Raw genomic sequence first — 17,200 nt, 5'->3', positions numbered from 1 at the left:
CCCCCTTTATGCCTTTATTGTAGCATAAACGCTTTTATTCTCCTTACCCTTTCGTTCGTTTTTTTCCTGCTGAATCCATTACTTCTTATCTTTCCGGCAACGCCCAGAAGGCTTCCCAATCCGTCGTCGTCATCGTGTTTTTGGAATAATTTGTCCCCTCCGGTACCAACATTACCTTTTCACTAATAAATCGTCCGCAAAAGGCCGGCCGTTCAAATCGAAACGTATTCTTTGTCATATAATTCCGATAATTCTCCAAATCAAAGGGTTTTCCATTATAATTAGCTTCCGGATTGGCATTCAGCGGCTGTCCTTCAATCAAAATCGAGCGCAGCGCCTCCACATTAATATAGTTTCCCTGATCATCGCTGAGCATTAAATTGTAAGTTGGATCCAGAAAAACCCATTGATCCAACGATTCACTGTACGCCTGAACGATGACATGACAATCACTATCCCACTCACTCGCTGACAGACACCAAATCGGTACGGCTTTAACACCGTAGCTGCGCAGGATTCCGCTTAAGAGCACGGAAAGATTGTTGCAGTTTAAGCCATTTCCATCGTCCGCAAAATTACCGACATTGTCAAATTGAGATTCACCTCGGTACTGTGAATTTGAAACATGATCATATTGTTCGCAAACCCAAAATAAGGCCGCTTTCATCAGATCCGTATCGGTCTTATCCCCGAGAATCGTATCCAGCTGATGCCGATCAAGCCATGCTGACGCTTCCGAATCCTTTCCCAGTTCAAATTGATACGGCGGCACCTGACCATCGGCAGGAAACTGCTGATAGTTCGCTAACAGCGCAGATTTTTCCTCCAGCGGTGCAAGGACGCTGAAATTCAACAAAGCTTGGGTATCCGGCTCAATCCACGTTAAGTCCACTGTTAACTGCTGGTCTTGCGACTGCAGCGCTCCTTGGTAACTGTCGCCTTGTTTTTGCAACTCCAAAGTAAACTCTTCGTCTCTAAATACGAACGTTAATGTTCCTTCCTGTTCCTGCAACTGTTGAATCGTTCCATAGCGTCCAATCTTCCCCAACCAGCCATAGCCGGTGTTCATTAGAAGCAGTCGCTGATCATGATTGCCAATATATCCTGTACCTTCATAATAGCCAATCGGCAGTGATTCCAGCGAAACGGATGGATTGGTTCTTACTGTGCATCCGCTGATCAACAGACAAATCAATCCGATCATCATGATGATTCTTTTTGGCATTGTTTTTCCCTCCACTCATTCGTAACCAAAACATTCTGTACTATTCACAATGATACAGTATCATTAAATTACGAAAAAAACAAGACCTTTTCAAATCTGCATATGATTGAGTTCTTCCTGCGCAAGAAAGGCGTGTTCTGTGAAAAACACGCCATCGTTAAGCTTTCTATTGCCATGAAATCATCAGTTCTGTGCAATTTCTTGCTGAGAAAACCGTGACGTTTCCGCACTATTTTTCAGCTTTCAAACAATCTAACTTGTGCGGATCAAACACACCGTCCCGCAGCATTTCAATTTCGAGACCATAAGGTGCATGATCATCGACATACGGAGTTTCCAAAATTTTGACAACGCCGTCCAATCGCGGATCCGCAAACACCTGATGCAATGCGTCAAAACCAATTTCACCCTGTCCCAGATTCGCGTGGCGATCCTTACGGGCACCGCGGGTATTTTTGGAATCATTGAGATGAATTACCTTCAGCAGCGACAGTCCGATGACTTCATCCCATTGTTTCAGTACAGTATCCAGTTCGGCCACTGGGTATCCTGCGTCATGAATATGACAGGTATCCAAACAGAATGCAATCCGTTCCTTCTTGACAACCCCTTCGCGCAGCTGCCGCAGCTGTTCAAAATTCCAGCCTAGCTCACTGCCCTTGCCGGCCATCGTTTCCAAGCAAATGAATACATTATGCTCATCCTGATCCAAAGCCTGATTCAATCCTTCTATGATCTTAGCAAGCCCATCTTCTGCGCTCGCTTTGACGCTGGAGCCTGGGTGCAGCACTAAATAACGCGCACCCATCGCGGCAGTGCGTGCCAACTCCTGCTTTAGAAACCGTACTCCCAGCTCAAACGTATCCGGGTTTTGGACATTGCCTAAGTTGATAATATACGGGGCATGCACAATCACATTTTCTAAAGGAATTCCATGTTCCTTTAACAGAGTCTGCGCTTCCTCAATCCGCAGCTGATCGACCGGTTTGCGCAGCGTATTCTGCGGCGGCCCGGTATAAATCATCAAGGCATTGGCGTTATAGGACAACGCTTCTTTCACGGCACCGACGAAATATTCCGGTGCTTTCATCGAAACATGACAGCCGATCTTATTCATCATTGCCCTCCTCACGCTTCTGCCTCTGCTGGGCTTTATAGCGTTCTTTACGCTGCGCGCGGATCTCGCTCTGGATCATCGCCCGGCGTTCCTTACGCTGAATCTGCTTGACCAGCTCAGCTTTTTTCTTCTTGTATCCCGGTTTGACCTTTTCCTTCTTCCTGTTCAGTGAGCGCGCGATTTCCTTTTCACGCTGCTGACTCGGCGACATTTTGCGGCGATCTGTCTGCCGCTGCGCCTGCCACTGTCCATTTTTAAAGGAGCGCACTTCAAAATGCACGCCGCGTTCTTTCAACAGCCGGATTGCCCGCTCATCCTGTTCCTGATAGAGTGCGAAGCAGGTTCCTTCACGGCCCGCCCGGCCTGTTCGACCAGCGCGGTGAATATAGAAATCCAGTTCATTCGGGAAGCCCAATGAAACAACATGCGTAATCCCGTCAATATCAATTCCTCGCGCCGCAATATCCGTGGCCACAATGTAGCTGTGATCTGCATGTTCCAGCTGCTTCATCGCCTGCCGACGCTGACGTGGCTGCAGTCCGCCATGGATTTCAATCACCGGGACATTCGCATCGCGAAGAGCGTTAGCCGTAGCCGCCGCTTCTTCACGGGTATTGGCGAAGATCAGGCAGACATAAGGCATGAATCCCGGCAAGATCTGCAGAAGCGTTTCTGCGTAACTGCGGTGCTTGCAGGGAACAAGAATATGCTCAATCTTAGGGTCCATTTTCGTTTCCTGGTCAATTTTAATCGTCTGTGGTGCCTGCATGTATTTTTTTAGGAAAGGCTTTAAGCCTTGAGGAATCGTTGCGCTGAACGCCATCATCTGTAAATGACTGCCCATGCGGGAGGCAATCGCATCGATGTCCTCCAGAAAGCCAAATTCCAGCGTCATATCCGCTTCATCGACGATCAGAATGGAAGCAGTGTCTACCCGCAGCACTTCCTGATCTATAAATAAATCTTTGATCCGGCCAGGGGTTCCGATAACCAGATGCGGCTGCGTTTTAATCGAATCCGCCATCTTTTCCCGATCCAGCCCGCCGGTAATTAACCGCACTCTCAGTCGGGAATCCGCCTGCATCATTTTCTTAGCGCGGTTGTAAATCTGCATCGCCAGCTCGCGGGTTGGAGCGGTGATCACCGCCTGAACCTGCGGCAGCTCCGGTTTTATTTTTTCCATTAACGGAATTAAAAAAGCGTGGGTTTTGCCGGTGCCGGTTTCTGAGATTCCAATGATATCCCGACCTTTTAACGCCGCGGGAATCACCGCTGCCTGAATCGCTGTCGGCTCAGTGAAGCCTTCCAGCTCAATTAATTTCTGCGCACTTTCCCGCAGATGAAAATCGTTGAATTGTGTCATACTCTTCCTCCTTTAAAGGGGTGAAAACTTGTTTATTGTCGACTTTATTCCGATCGTTAAACTTCTCACTTTGCCCATCAATTATACAGATTTTAAGCCATTTGTGCAATTGTCACGCTGATTTTCCTCAATCTTTTGCCCCTTTTTCTTAGTTTTTTATCGGCTTTGAGATGCTTTTTTCTATTCACGACGAAAGACTGACCTGAATCAGCGTTTATATATTCCATTTTCCTGGATTTTATTTCACTTGCACCCAAATTAACGTTCAGGCTATAATGATTGAAGAAAAAGGAGTGTTTCATTTATGGAAATCATCCCCGTCATTCCCCGCGGTTACTGCAAAGGGGTTACCCAGGCCATTGCCCTAGCGCGCAAAACAGCCCGCGAAAATCCCGGCGTCCCGATTACAATGCTCGGTATGATCGTACATAACCGGTATGTTGTTGACGCCCTGAAACTCGATCATATTCGCTGTATTGAACAGGCCGGCAAAACACGGTTAGAGTTATTAGATGAAATCAACGAAGGCATCGTCATATTTACTGCGCACGGCATCAGTGAGGAAGTCGCTCAAAAAGCCTGGCAGAAAGGATTAACCTGTGTTGACGCTTCCTGTACGGATGTCAAAGAAACCCAGCGGTTAGTCCGGCAGGCAATCTGTGAGGGAGCCGATGTGCTGTATATTGGCAAGCGTCATCATCCCGAAGCTGAAGCGGTGCTGGCGATCAGTCCGCGTGTCCATCCCATCTATGATCTGGACTCGTTGGCTGCTTTATCCCTGGATAATGAAAAGATCCTGGTCACCAATCAAACCACAATGAGCATTCTGGAAATCGGCCGTCTCATGGAACAGATCCGGCTGCGCTACCCGCATGCTCAATTTGAAAAAGAAATCTGCAACGCCACACGGATTCGACAGGAAGCGATCCAGAAATTGAAGGATATTGATCTGTTGATTGTCGTCGGTGATCCCCAATCCAACAATTCCAACAAGCTCAAAGACATCGCGATCCAAAGCGGAATCCCGGAAGTTCTGCTGATCGAAACCGTCCAGCAGCTAAAACCTGAAAATTACCAAAACCGCGGCCGGATTGCCGTGACCAGCGGGGCATCAACACCGACCTATCTAACTCAGCAGGTTATCGGCTATCTGAACGAAGTTGCCCGCGGCAACACGCCGGAAATGCCGCAAATTGAATTGGATAAGCTGTTATAGAAAGCAAATTCGCAATTTAAACCTGGTGATTTTTTTACTTGACAATAAGACATATCATTCAGGTATTTGACAGTTTTCCCGCTTTCATGGGTTTTATTAATCCTTCTCAAAAAGCAAGCTCATCAAGTCTTTCTGATGATCTTGCTTTTTCTTATTATCAAGGTATGAATTTTCTTCTAAAATCTCTTGTTTTTGACCAAATTTAAGCCGATGTCAAAGACTTTTGATAGACAACCTCAACGCAAAATGGCATGCTTAAACCGAAGGGAGAACATCTCATGGAACTGAATACCAAACTTAAGGAAGCGCGATCCCATGCCGGATTGACTCAGGAAGAAGTCGCAGAAGCGATTCAGGTATCGCGGCAGACGATCTCCAATTGGGAAACGGGAAAATTCTATCCGGATATCCTCAGCGTAATCAAACTCAGCGATCTCTATGCAATATCGCTGGACGAGCTGTTGAAAGGAGATAAAAAGATGATTGAACACCTTGAAGAAAGCACCGATGTCGTCAGCAGCAATCGCCGGCTGATCGCGGCCGTCATTGTCAATGTCGCACTCATGATCATTCTGGTGACCTTCAACGGTCTGATTTCCAATAACCGCCTGTTGATCGGCATCAGCGCTGTGATTGGAATTCTGAGTACCGGCGTTCTGTTTTATCAGATCATCAAGAAATTTTAGGAGGAAAAAAGATGACTGCTTTATTGATTATTCTTGTTTTTGCCGTTTTATTAGGGGCGGCTTCCTTGGCGTTTCAGATTTATCAGCTCACTGAACTGGATGCCAGCTGCCGCAATTTAAAGCATCCGAAGTTCTGGGGTCTGTTTTCATTAAGTGGGAACAATGGCTCAGGAGGCTTGCTTCTTTATCTGATTGGCCGTCGCAAATACCCGATCACAATGACTTCAGCGCAGTGCCAAATGATGACATCCTACAAACAGAAAGCCGGGATTTCATTAGGTTTTATCGCTGTGAGTGCGATTCTGCTTATAGTTCTGGTTCTCTCGGGTGGCTTCCCATTTTAAAGTGACAGAAACCATATAGAACAGTTTTTTTCTTGACGGAAAATAAAAACAAAAACTGATCTATAAAAACAAAGCTCTGGCAAAGAGCTTCATTTTATAATATTCCAATCAACACAGCGCCTTAAACAAAACTTCGAACGCCATCCTTTTCTAATAAAATCTGACCATCATAAAACGGTGCGGCATAATTATATTCAAAAGGGACTAAGATCGTTCCATCCATCCCCAATACACCATAGTAGCCAGCCTGATCCTGGGCGACAATGCGGCCATGATCTGGCGGATAAGCCGTCCAGCGATCATGATCCGGATCTACTAACAGCAACGCCCGGTATTGACAAGGAATAATCTCTTCTCCAGCCGCGTTGACATAGCCCCATAGTCCATCCCGAGCGACCGGTATCAGATCGCCAGTGACCGCTAGACCATCTTCATAAATAGCGTCTGTCACAAGCTCTCCCTGACGATTAAAAACTCCCACACGATTCAGCCATTCATATTCGGGGATCCCTTCCTGGCTTTTAGAATATCCGCTGATCGCATGATATAACCCCAGCTCGCCCTTCATGCGTGAGCCGTCTAGGGAATAAAATGAGCCAGGACCATCATCGCCAGAAAAGACCGTATAGATCTTCTGTGTATCCATATCAGCATAAAAGGCTTTAGCACTAAGACCATGTTCACCAGAACACAAAAAGTAGGGTGTCCCTGAAACATACTTGAAGTCATAGGCACGTGCATCGCAATGCAGCTCCAAGGAATCCAAAATTGGATAAGCACTCCCCAGAATTTCCACCACAACTTCCTGATTCCGTCCGGCTACACCATAGCGTCCGTTCTTTTCCAGCACAACCATTCCTTCGACCAGTTCCAACTCGGCAGCGTGTTCTGGGAAACGATTAACTAATGGATAAACATGATCGAAGTCAGTCTCCCATACCGAAGGCAATCCCGGCACTGTATTATCCAGGATCTCCATCTCATAGTCTTCAATGATCCATGTATCCCATTCATCGCGATAGGCAGAATGATAATTTACTTTTAAGCTGGCATATTCACTCCCGACACAATCTTTTAGTTTTACAAAGTTCCCTGACTTCATTCGTTTATCGCCAACAGTGACAAGATATTGATTGTCACCCTCAATCATCCGACCTGTCCAGACACATTCTAAAACCACTTCAATCTCCCCTTCAATGACTGGCGTCGATGTCGGCTTGGGAGTTGGCGTCGGTTTAATCTGCGTTGAGATCGGCGTCGGATTGGGAGTGGCCGTCATCTTGGGTTCATCGTTCTTTCCGCAGCCGCTGATTAAAAATAAGATTAAAATTAGGATTGGAAAACGTCGCATTCTTTTTCCCTTCTTTCCCTGCTTACGCTTCTTTCTTTCATTATATCGAAAGTCTTCAAAAGAAAACGGTATAAAAGACAGGTTTCATGAATTTGTAAGATTTAAAGCAAACTTTATTTATTCATAAGTTAACTGTTCAAAATTCTGCATTCCCACAGGGCAACAGGAAAACAGCTAAAAATAAAGGATTAGCGAATTCGCCAATCCCTTCCTGAATCTATTTTTTATGTTTTTTTAAAGCCGTGATTTCCTCTTCGGTACAGGCTCGCCACTGGCCTGGCTCCAACGCTTCATCCAAAGTCAGCGGCCCCATTGTCAAACGCTTTAAGTAAGTGACTTCATTATCACAGGCATGCATCATCCGCTTGACCTGATGAAATTTTCCTTCCTGAATCGTCAGCAGAATCACCTGATCGTCAATTTGTTTCAGCACTGCCGGCTGGCAGATTTCTTCATCGCTAATTTGAATTCCCTCGTGAATCGCTGGCTCATACTGAGGATCCCAAGCTTTTTCCAAATGGACTTCATACGTTTTATCGACATGCTTTTTCGGTGAAAGCAGATCGTGAGCCAAGGCTCCGTCATTAGTGATCAAAAGCAGACCTTCAGTATCAATATCCAGCCTACCCACCGGGAACAAATCATTGCGGCTGCTTTCCAGACAATCCAGTACTGTAGAATAGCGGCTGTCCTCAGTCGCACTGACCACTCCCTGAGGCTTGTTCAACATAATATAAACCACAGATTCATAAGCAATGATTTCGCCGTTCACACACACCTGATCCGTTTGTTCATCAATCTTCAGATCATCCTTTTTAACACGCTGTCCGTTGATCTCCACCCGGCCTTTGCGAACCAGCTCTTTGACTTCCTTCCGTGTCCCCAATCCGGCGTGCGCCAGAAATTTATCCAGCCGCATCATCGGATCACCTTTCGCGTCATGCGACGAACCATCGCCGGCAGACTCATGTGGAATAAATGCTGCGGAAGCCGGAAAAACGCGGTCGTGATAAAGTAGGTTATCATACCCAAAATACCATAGGCCGCCAACTGCAGAACACCGATCAGCCGCGAAGCGTTGACTACAGTCAGTCCTGCCCAGCGCAGCAAAACAAAGCAGCCGTTCATCGCAATCAAACCGATTACAATCACACCTAACCGCCGCCAGACCCGGGCATACTGTACTTTATATTTCTGCTTGATCAAATTCAGATTCAGAAAGATAATGACCAGCGATGTTGCCACACTGGAAGTAATCGCCCCGCTGAATCCTGTATATTTAACCAAAGGGAAAAAGGTTGCCAGCTTCACGCCAAAACCGATGATCAGATACAGAATACTCTGACGCCGAAACCGCAGCGACATCATCAGTGAGCTGCAGATCGGTGAAAGCGTACCGGTTAACGCCAGCAAGGAACTCCATGCCAGCATTTCACTGCCCAGGCTGAGATTCCCTTTGCCATACATGATGTAATAAATCGGCGAAGCCAGCGCGAACAGACAGAAGCACAGCGGCGCACCAATATACAAAACCGTATCCAGACAATCCAGAACATTCCGACGCAGTTCTTTAAAGTTGCGGTTTTCCAGAGAAATTGTAACATACGGAACAATTCCGGTCGAGAAGCCCAGTGCCAGTACCTGCGGAATGGACGTCAGCTTGTTGCACTGCACCTGGATGATGCCTAACGCCAGCTTGGCATCCTCATAGCTGCTTCCGGCCGATGTCGCAGTATTGATGAAAAAGTTGTTATTCACAATGTTCATACTGTTGCCCAATAAAGCGGTGATCAAATACGGCAGACCGAACAGCAGCAGCTCCTGAAACAGCTCACCGACCTCTTTCGGCCGAGTTGTCTGATGCCGGGCCAAATCCTTAATCGGCTGATAATGCTTACGGTCATAAATCAGATAATAAGCGATAGCGGCGATAGCGGCCAGCGAAGTCGATAAGACCGCCATATAAACCGCAAAAATATTGTTCATATCCAGAATGTAAACAAAAAAAGCACCCAGCGCCAACAAGGAAATAACTCGGGTCAGCTGTTCCAGAACCTGAGAAAACGCATAGGACTTCAAATCCTTCAAGCCCTGATAAAATCCGCGGAACGAACTGAGAAACGGCACGCAGACAACCGCAAGCGAAAGGATCATGAAAACATTGCGCAGAATCGCAACATCCTCCGGCGTTTTCTTAGCTCCCAGCACCGAGGACGCCAATGGACCCGATACCATGATAAACAGCACCGCCATGACAAAGCCGCTCAAAAGCATCAAAGCCATCGACAGCCGGCGTACCAAAATGACTGTTTTATAATCTTCATTGTTGGAATACTTTGCGACCATTGCCGCTACCGCAAACGGAATGCCAGCTGAACAAATACTCAGCAGGATATCATAATAGGTATAAGCAACGCTGTAAAACGACATATTGGCTTCTCCAGCAATCGCAGTAAAAGGGACAACATAAAGAAGTCCCAAAGCTTTGGATATAAAGATCCCGGCCGAGCTGGTTAACGCCCCAGCGATCAAAGACTGTTTCTTACCCTTGGTCATGATTACTCACTGTCATCCTCATCCTCAATCGGAAGATCATCATGGGCGCCTTCTGTCTGAGGCTCCGCTTCCGGGGTCGCTGACTGATTTACAAAGTCTCCTATCAGCTGAAGATATTCGCGGGTTTCCTTTAATTTGGCATAATCCTTCCACAGCACCATAACGTTTAATGAAATTGTTGGAGAAGAGGTTTCACCGCTGGCCATCAAGCCTTTAACATACCCCAGTTCCGGATAGACCTGGTTGGGAATCAGCGAGTAATCTTCGTTTTCTAGCAGGCCGACTGAAGGCGCAATGACCGATGTCTGCAGGTAATCCACCGCTGCATCGACAACCAGCATTTCAACATCCACCATCGCCACCTGCGGATTATCCAAAATCACATAATACCGATAGGTGCCGTCAGGAAGCTGATTCATGACGACTTCGATATCATAAAAATCCGATTTTTCCTGAAATCGGTCCATATCCATAATGGATTTATAGTAAGCAGTATACAGCTGCATTTTCTCTGTACTGATTTGATTCGGATCCTTTTTGGAACAGCCGCTGATCAACAACAAAGCAGCAGCCATCAGGCAAAGTATCTGTCTGCGCATAAACAACACCTCCAGAGTATTATAACATAAGACATTAAGCTTACAAAAGAATTAATTCCGGCTTTTGTCCCTGAGCTGATAAAAATCGTGCGTGCAGACTTTTCAGAAGGGGTCTTACTGCATGAACATAAACATGCGTAAGAAAAAGAAACTGACGATCTTTCAGCCGGTTTCATCCCGCCGAAGCCATCAGTTCCTTTTTCTTTAGTGTTCGGCCTTTTTCTTAAAGGTCCGGCACAGTGTTTCATGGTCGCAGCATGGCTGAACACATTCGTCACAGCCAACTTCGATCTTCTCTGCGGTGCATTCGCATTGCGTGTTGTAAACACAGGTCTTGACATTGCAGCCGATCCGGTTCTTATTCATCGTCATCGCCTCCCGCATTTAGGCTTCCCGTCTTTTCGGATTTTATCCGATAGACGATCATTCCGCTGAAACTGTACAGCTGTTCGGGAATGACTGAAAAATGCGAGGTTGCCAGCTGGACTGATAAGACGTCGCGTTCGTCCAATTCCGCCAGAAATTCGTTCAGACTGTCGGTCAGATCGTCTTCATGCTGCTCATCGAACACTTTCACCTGAATCATGATTTTCACCCTGTTTCAGCATACCGGTTTAAACGGGTGAAATTTGTCTAAAGCAAGCTATGCTGCTGCATAAACTCCTGCAGCGCTTGTTTTTCCTGCGGTGAGAGCGGTACTAAAGGCAGCCTCACCCCATCTTCACACCATCCCTGCAAAGCAAGCATGGCTTTAATATCGGACGGTGAGGAAACTTGAAAGATCTGATTGCTGACCTGTTTCAGCAACTGATCCAGTTCCGTATTTTCAAGACCATATTGATAATCTTCCCAGATTTTAACGATTATGGGCATCACACAATGACCGGCAACCGAAACAATTCCGCTGATTCCCTCGCGCAGGCCCTCAAGAAAATAGCCATCTTCACCGCTGAGAATTTGAACCTGATCATTTTCCGTAAGGATGGCTCTGACCATTTCCATATCATGACACGCCTGTTTTAACGCTCGAATATTGGGAAAATCCTGGGCCAGCTGGAGCACAGTCTGAGCGCTCAGCGCTACGCCGGTTCGTTTCGGCACGTTATAAAGCATCACTGGTTTTTCACTAATTCGGGCGCAAGCCGCAAAATGCGCGTACAGTCCCTGTTGTGAAGGCCGGACATAATAGGGACAAACAAGCATGATCCCGTCGATCGGTTCTGTGTTGGCCCAGCGGATCATGTTCAGTGTTTCGGCAGTATTGTTGGATCCGCAGCCCATCCAGACACAAACCCGCTGGTCACTCTGTTCAATCACGCAGTGCAGCACCTGCTTTTTTTCTTCCAGACTTAAAGCACTGGCTTCAGCGGTCGTCCCGCATACAACAAATCCATCGCAGCCTTCCGCAATCAGTTTCTCGACAAGATTCCTTAATGCCAGCTTATCTATCTGTCCCGTTTCTTTCATCGGCGTGATCAACGCCGTCATGCAATGGCCCAATCTCATTGTGATCCCTTCCCTTCCAATAATAACGGCTGAAGCTGCCGGTCTTCCAGCGCCGCGCACAATGCGGCTTCGATCTGCTTCCAGTCGCTGACCAGACTGTTTGGCTTATGGACATAATCATCTTGTCCAAACGGCACGAAAAAGATATGTCGAAGCTGTTTTAAACGCAGAAGATTCACGCCGGAAAGCCCCAGAAAATCGTTGGAAGCAATCCCCAGCACCAATGGCTTCTGATTGCGCAGCAGTGCCTTGGCGGCCAGTGTAATCGGCGTGTCATAAATTCCCAACGTCAGCTTGTTCAGCTCGGTTGCCGTGATCGGTGCAATGATCATCGCGTCAAAATGATCAATCGGGCCGGTCCGCTCTGCTTCCTGCAAAGTCGTCATTACCGGACGGGTGCTCAGTGTTTCCAGCAGCTCCATACGTTCGCAGGCGGGTCCAAAGCGGGTATCGAGTTGGGCTGTGTTTTCACTGACGATCATCGTGATCGGCCAGCGCTGGACCATATCCCGCAGCTGTTCAATCACGGCGGCATGATTGCAGAAAGAGCCGCACATTCCCCATAACAATTTCATCGTTTCACCTCTTTCAAAATCACATCCGCCAAGATTTCACCGGCGCTCTGCCACGCCACAAGTCCCGGCAGCGGCGGAGCCGCGATCACCTGTGTATCTTTGCGCTTATAAACACGTTCATTGACCCCTGCGGCGCGAGAGGCAATATCAATGATCAACGGCTTGTCCTGCCAGAGGGCTACCATAGCATCGTTGATTACCTCCACCGGCGCAGTATTGATGACGACCGGCCAGGGCTGCTGAAACTGCCACTGCGGCAGACTGATGAAGTCATAAGGCAGATCCGCACACTCGGGATGAGAGTGCGCTGAAACAATTCTCACTTTGAGCTTCAGACAATCAAGCAACTGGGCGATGGCTCGTCCGCAATGCCCAAAACCGATCACATCATAGCGATATTCCACCAGGGAACGCGGTGTGTTTTGAATGATCATGGCCAAAATGCCTTCAGCCGTTAAGGCAGCATTGGCCGAGATGACTTCTTCCCGCGCCAGCAGCGATATCACCGTCTGCGGCAGTTTTTTTATATACGGTGTAATCACCCCTGTAAAAATTAAGGTTTCTTTGCGCAGCGCCGCAAAAAAAGCCTTCATGCAGTAGCCCCTTTTTTTCAATTCGATAAACCCATCGTCACTGACGCCCTGAATCGGCAAAATAACCAGATCGATTCTGCCTGCCATCCGTTCGATCTGTTCCATGTCTTTTTCACATCGGCCTTCCTGGACCTGAATCCCTGCCGACCGTAAACGTTGAATGATAATTTCCATACGCTGGTCATTCACAAACACGACCGCTTTCATGGATGCACCTCCTCTTGTATCCCATTCTATGACAAAAAAAAAGAAGGGTTCCTGATCCTTCGGCTAACGCCGGGAAACAGACCCTTCTTGTTTCTTTCTCTTGCTTTCGATGCGAAATCAATCCTGATTATTGGAAATCGCAGACGAAATAATTCTTCTTGCCCTTGCGCAGAATCGTGAATTCCTGATTAAACGCTTGGCTGCGGCTGATCGGCGTCATCGGATCGGTAATTTTCTCACCATTAACCATGATGGAGCCGCCGCTGATCCATTCCCGGCTTTCGCGTTTGCTTTTGGCAATGCCCGTCGTGACTAAGACCTCCATCAACGGCTGCTCATCCGTCACGGTAAAGCGCGGCATATCCGCAATGCCCTGTTTCAATTCATCCACAGTCAGATCCTTCAGATTGCCGCCGAACAGCGTTTGCGCGATCTTCACGGCAGTGTTGTAGGCTTCTTCGCCATGAATGAACGTGATGACCGCTTTAGCCAGCGCTTTATGCGCTTCGCGCAGATGCGGTTCTGTGCGGTTCTTTTCTTCCAGCGCCTCAATTTCCTCACGGCTTAAGAATGTCAGGAATTTCAGGTAATCGATGACCTTGCTGTCCTCTGAGTTGATGAAGAACTGGTACATCTCATAGGCCGACGTCTTGTTGATATCGAGCCAAATCGCATGCCCGTTGGTTTTACCAAACTTCGTGCCGTCTGATTTTGTCAAAAGCGGCATTGTGAAGCCATACGCTTCCTGGCCCGTCTTCTTACGGATCAGCTCAATTCCAGCCGTGATGTTGCCCCACTGATCCTGGCCCGCAACCTGCAGTGTGCAGTCCTTGTTTTCATGCAACCACCAGAAATCCATCGCCTGCATCAGCATGTATGAAAATTCCGTATAGGTAATGCCGGCGTCCAGACGGCGGCGCACGATGTCCTTGTTCAGCATGTAATTAATGTTGAAGTATTTACCGTAATCCCGCAGGAAATCAATGAAGTTGATGTCCTTGTACCAATCGTAGTTGTTGACAACCTCAAAGCCGAACAATTTCTGTGCCTGCTTTTTCAAGCAGTCAAAGTTATGCTGAACTTCTTCTTTTGTTACCATCGGCCGTTCGCTGTCCGGCTTGGGATCGCCGATCAGTCCGGTGCCCCCGCCGACCAACAGAATCGGATTGTGTCCAGCGTCCTTTAAACGCTTGCTGATGAGAAAGGACGAGAAGTGTCCGATATGCAGACTATCGCCCGTCGGATCCGTGCCGATATAAAACGTCATGCCTCCCGCGTTCAGCTTTTCCCGCAATTCCGGCGAGCTGATGTCTTTGATCAATCCCCGCCATTCCAGTTCTTCATAGATACCCATTTGATTTTTCCTCCTTCAAAATAAAAAAGACGCCCAGTCAAGGACGTCTTTGCGCGGTACCACCTTAATTCATATCCCCTATTTCATAGGATATGCTCTTCTTCATAACGCCGAAGTCCGCGTCCTATCTTTACCATAGGAGGCTCCGAGGTGTATTCCCCTTTTCCTGCTGCCTTTTCACACCCACCAAAGGCTCTCTTTCAGCATTCCAAGGCTACTCTTTCTCTTCCCAGCCTGTCAGAGCTATTATAGCCGCAGACCAGTGAAGATGTCAATCACAAAGTCGACTGCCGCGGTGTAAACAGATAGCTCAATTCAATTTCTTTATCAATATCGTCGGTATTTTCCTGCAGCATCTTCGTCATCACACGCATTGAAACCGCACCTAGGTCATAGGACGGAATCGCAAAGCTGGAGATCTGCGGCCGCATCATCGAATTGTACTTCGTATCGATGACACAGACAATTTCCATTTCCTTCGGAATGTCGATGCCGTTTTCCTTAGCCGCATTGACAACCGCAATCGCTTGGGAATCCCGGTTCGCGATAATCAGATCATGCTTATGATCCTGCAGATAATCCTTCATGAAATCATAGGATGTGCGGTATTGTCCTGGAATCTCCAGATATCCGTTGAATTCCAGGCCTTTGGTCGCATAGGCTTTCTTTGCCCCATTGATCATCTGATCAATGGAATAACCGTTCTTCCTATCCTGAATAATCGCGATATCGCGCTTGCCGCCCTCTAAGTATTTCATCACCAGCTCATACACAGCATTTTCAATGTCAACATAGACTGAGCTGATCTTGGAATCGGATACCTTGTTGCCGATAATGACGATCGGTACGTTGTATTTGGTCAGGGTATTCAATTCTTCCCGCATCAGCTTATCATTGTAAATCACAACCCCATCGACGCGGGACTTAATAATATTCTCAATGATATCGTTGATCTCGTTGATGCCTTCGGTCGTCGTGTGAAGCATGATGTTGTACTTATAAATCTTCGCCACATCAAGCAGACCGTTGATAATCTGTCCGGTATAGGTAAAGCTGGCTTCCGGGATGACCAGTGCAATCGTCGTCGTTTTCTGCAGAGCCAGCCCCTGTGCTATCGCATTCGGTTTATAGCCGAGTTTCTCAATGGCTTCCTCGACCTTTTGCTTGGTTCCGCCTTTTACCACGTTGCTTCCGTTAATAACACGGGATACGGTTGCCAGGGAAACGCCGGCTTCATTGGCTACATCATAGATTGTTACTCTCTTCATGCTCTGCACTGTTCTCCTTTTCTTCCTTGTTTTCCGGTGCGGCTTCTGGTTCTGCTTCCGCTGCCGGCTGTGGTCTTAACCAGTTTTTCAGCGCGTCGACCGTCTTTTCCGCAACGTCGATCGTCACATCCTTGGCTTTTTCAATATTCTGGTGGACTTCCGGCTTGCTTGTAAAGTCCTTTACAGCACGCTGACCCTTCTCTACCAAAGAAGCGGTTCCTTCTTTAATCTGATCCACCTTTTCCATCAGGTCTTCATTGCTTTTCAGCTCATCCAATCCGCTTTTAACACAATCGGATACTTTCTCACTGACGTCGCTGACGGATTTTTTAATGTCCTCTACGGCCTTGTTCAGCTTCGGATCCGTCTTGATCTCGTTAAACATTCGCTGAGATTCCGCAACCGCTTTATCCGTCATGGTCTTTACCTGACTCATCGTTTTCCGATATGAGTCGCTATCCTGAACCTGAGCTGTCAACAATTTCAGCTGATCGATGCCCTGATTCAGAATTTCAATCGCTTTTTTCGCGGCCGCTTCAATCTTTTCCTTCACCTCCGACGACTGTTCGCATCCAGCATCTTCAGCCTCGCGGTTGATCTCTTCGATCTGTTTTTTCAGATCTTCCACCGTTTTTTCAACTTCTTCGTCCACTCTTTTGTTTTCATCACTCATGTTCTGTTCCTCCTTCACTCTGAGTTTTGGGTTCTTCGCTTTCCGCTGGGGTTACCGCCACAGGTTCCGGCTGCGGCGCCGGCTTCTTCTTCGCTGAGCGCGCCGCGGCTGCCTCCTTGGCACTGTCGAGATTCCCGGCCATAAAACCAGCCATATTTTTGACAGCTCCCACAGCACTTTCCTGAACTTGATCAATCGTTCCAGATAACCTGACCACTGTATCCAAGGGCGCTTGAAGCTTGTCAATGCTTTTATCTACCCCCTCCATCGCGGATCCGGCTTTCTGAACCATGACCGTTAATTCCTTAATAAATGTGACGCAATGGCGCAGTAAATAAATTAGAAAACAAAGTGCAGCGACTCCCAGAATTGGAACCAACTGTACTGAAACTTTATACATGGCCGCCAACAATTCGTCCATCAAAATCACCTCGATTGTATTATACTCAATTATGAAAAGATTTTCAATAAATTTGATAGCGCTTAACCGGCTGTTTATTTATAAAACTTTACGGTCTTTCAAAAAAGCTGGAGATAAAAGGCTTTTTCTACCCTTCTGGGGAAAAA

General features: G+C 47.3%; 19 protein-coding genes and 1 other annotated feature. Of the genes, 3 read left to right on the top strand and 16 right to left on the bottom strand.

What is annotated here, in order from left to right; all coding sequences use genetic code 11:
* Positions 1 to 85: 85 nt before the first annotated feature.
* From BN162_RS01240 to BN162_RS01230, 3 genes are all read right to left on the bottom strand, one after another.
* Positions 86 to 1,225: a transglutaminase domain-containing protein gene (locus BN162_RS01240; RefSeq protein WP_020223233.1), complete on the bottom strand. Its 1,140-nt coding sequence runs from the start codon at positions 1,223 to 1,225 to the stop codon at positions 86 to 88.
* A gap of 229 nt (positions 1,226 to 1,454) precedes the next feature.
* Positions 1,455 to 2,342, bottom strand: a complete 888-nt coding sequence (locus BN162_RS01235; protein WP_020223232.1) for a deoxyribonuclease IV — start codon at positions 2,340 to 2,342, stop codon at positions 1,455 to 1,457.
* Positions 2,335 to 3,705, bottom strand: a complete 1,371-nt coding sequence (locus tag BN162_RS01230; protein ID WP_020223231.1) for a DEAD/DEAH box helicase — start codon at positions 3,703 to 3,705, stop codon at positions 2,335 to 2,337. Before BN162_RS01230 ends, BN162_RS01235 begins: the two co-directional genes overlap by 8 nt.
* 304 nt (positions 3,706 to 4,009) lie before the next feature.
* Here BN162_RS01230 and ispH point away from each other — a divergent pair, with 304 nt between their 5' ends.
* The 3 genes from ispH (at position 4,010) to BN162_RS01210 (ending at position 5,951) form a co-directional block, all read left to right on the top strand.
* Positions 4,010 to 4,921: a 4-hydroxy-3-methylbut-2-enyl diphosphate reductase gene (gene ispH / locus BN162_RS01220; RefSeq protein ID WP_020223229.1), complete on the top strand. Its 912-nt coding sequence runs from the start codon at positions 4,010 to 4,012 to the stop codon at positions 4,919 to 4,921.
* Positions 4,922 to 5,199: 278 nt separating this feature from the next.
* Positions 5,200 to 5,607, top strand: coding sequence for a helix-turn-helix transcriptional regulator (locus tag BN162_RS01215; protein WP_020223228.1), 408 nt, complete (start codon positions 5,200 to 5,202; stop codon positions 5,605 to 5,607).
* An 11-nt stretch (positions 5,608 to 5,618) separates the two neighbouring features.
* Positions 5,619 to 5,951 (top strand): hypothetical protein, encoded by a 333-nt coding sequence (locus BN162_RS01210; protein WP_020223227.1) that lies wholly within the window; start codon positions 5,619 to 5,621, stop codon positions 5,949 to 5,951.
* A 121-nt stretch (positions 5,952 to 6,072) separates the two neighbouring features.
* On the opposite strand, the gene BN162_RS01205 is transcribed toward BN162_RS01210, so the two are convergent.
* The 13 genes from BN162_RS01205 to BN162_RS01150 all read right to left on the bottom strand — a co-directional run bounded on the left by BN162_RS01205 (position 6,073) and on the right by BN162_RS01150 (position 17,054).
* Positions 6,073 to 7,302, bottom strand: a complete 1,230-nt coding sequence (locus BN162_RS01205) for a WG repeat-containing protein (protein ID WP_020223226.1) — start codon at positions 7,300 to 7,302, stop codon at positions 6,073 to 6,075.
* A 217-nt stretch (positions 7,303 to 7,519) separates the two neighbouring features.
* Positions 7,520 to 8,221 (bottom strand): pseudouridine synthase, encoded by a 702-nt coding sequence (locus BN162_RS01200; protein WP_020223225.1) that lies wholly within the window; start codon positions 8,219 to 8,221, stop codon positions 7,520 to 7,522.
* Positions 8,221 to 9,858 (bottom strand): oligosaccharide flippase family protein, encoded by a 1,638-nt coding sequence (locus tag BN162_RS01195; protein ID WP_020223224.1) that lies wholly within the window; start codon positions 9,856 to 9,858, stop codon positions 8,221 to 8,223. The genes BN162_RS01200 and BN162_RS01195 overlap by 1 nt, the downstream gene beginning before the upstream one ends.
* A gap of 2 nt (positions 9,859 to 9,860) precedes the next feature.
* A complete protein-coding gene (locus BN162_RS01190) occupies positions 9,861 to 10,457 on the bottom strand; it encodes a hypothetical protein (protein WP_020223223.1) in 597 nt (198 codons plus the stop codon).
* Positions 10,458 to 10,661: 204 nt separating this feature from the next.
* Positions 10,662 to 10,823, bottom strand: coding sequence for a DUF1540 domain-containing protein (locus tag BN162_RS18235; RefSeq protein WP_020223222.1), 162 nt, complete (start codon positions 10,821 to 10,823; stop codon positions 10,662 to 10,664).
* The gene (locus tag BN162_RS01185; protein ID WP_020223221.1) at positions 10,816 to 11,043 is read right to left on the bottom strand and encodes a sporulation protein Cse60; all 228 of its coding nucleotides are present in this window, start codon (positions 11,041 to 11,043) and stop codon (positions 10,816 to 10,818) included. Before BN162_RS01185 ends, BN162_RS18235 begins: the two co-directional genes overlap by 8 nt.
* Before the next feature lie 47 nt (positions 11,044 to 11,090).
* Entirely contained in the window at positions 11,091 to 11,963 is an 873-nt protein-coding gene (gene dapA / locus BN162_RS01180; protein WP_020223220.1) for a 4-hydroxy-tetrahydrodipicolinate synthase, read from the bottom strand.
* Entirely contained in the window at positions 11,960 to 12,538 is a 579-nt protein-coding gene (locus BN162_RS01175; protein ID WP_020223219.1) for a dipicolinate synthase subunit B, read from the bottom strand. Before BN162_RS01175 ends, dapA begins: the two co-directional genes overlap by 4 nt.
* On the bottom strand, positions 12,535 to 13,338 hold the full coding sequence (locus tag BN162_RS01170) for a dipicolinate synthase subunit DpsA (protein ID WP_020223218.1): 804 nt from the start codon (positions 13,336 to 13,338) through the stop codon (positions 12,535 to 12,537). Before BN162_RS01170 ends, BN162_RS01175 begins: the two co-directional genes overlap by 4 nt.
* 127 nt (positions 13,339 to 13,465) lie before the next feature.
* On the bottom strand, positions 13,466 to 14,692 hold the full coding sequence (tyrS, locus tag BN162_RS01165) for a tyrosine--tRNA ligase (RefSeq protein WP_020223217.1): 1,227 nt from the start codon (positions 14,690 to 14,692) through the stop codon (positions 13,466 to 13,468).
* A 36-nt stretch (positions 14,693 to 14,728) separates the two neighbouring features.
* Positions 14,729 to 14,932, bottom strand: a binding site (T-box leader).
* Positions 14,933 to 14,967: 35 nt separating this feature from the next.
* Complete coding sequence (locus tag BN162_RS01160) at positions 14,968 to 15,960, bottom strand: LacI family DNA-binding transcriptional regulator (protein ID WP_020223216.1); 993 nt, start codon at positions 15,958 to 15,960, stop codon at positions 14,968 to 14,970.
* Complete coding sequence (locus BN162_RS01155) at positions 15,938 to 16,633, bottom strand: hypothetical protein (RefSeq protein ID WP_020223215.1); 696 nt, start codon at positions 16,631 to 16,633, stop codon at positions 15,938 to 15,940. Before BN162_RS01155 ends, BN162_RS01160 begins: the two co-directional genes overlap by 23 nt.
* Positions 16,626 to 17,054: a hypothetical protein gene (locus BN162_RS01150; RefSeq protein ID WP_020223214.1), complete on the bottom strand. Its 429-nt coding sequence runs from the start codon at positions 17,052 to 17,054 to the stop codon at positions 16,626 to 16,628. Before BN162_RS01150 ends, BN162_RS01155 begins: the two co-directional genes overlap by 8 nt.
* Positions 17,055 to 17,200 lie beyond the last annotated feature (146 nt).

Source organism: Holdemania massiliensis AP2 (assembly GCF_000327285.1).
Taxonomy (GTDB): domain Bacteria; phylum Bacillota_I; class Bacilli_A; order Erysipelotrichales; family Erysipelotrichaceae; genus Holdemania; species Holdemania massiliensis.
Note: the sequence above shows the minus strand (reverse complement) of the source record. Positions and strands in the feature narration are given on the sequence as shown.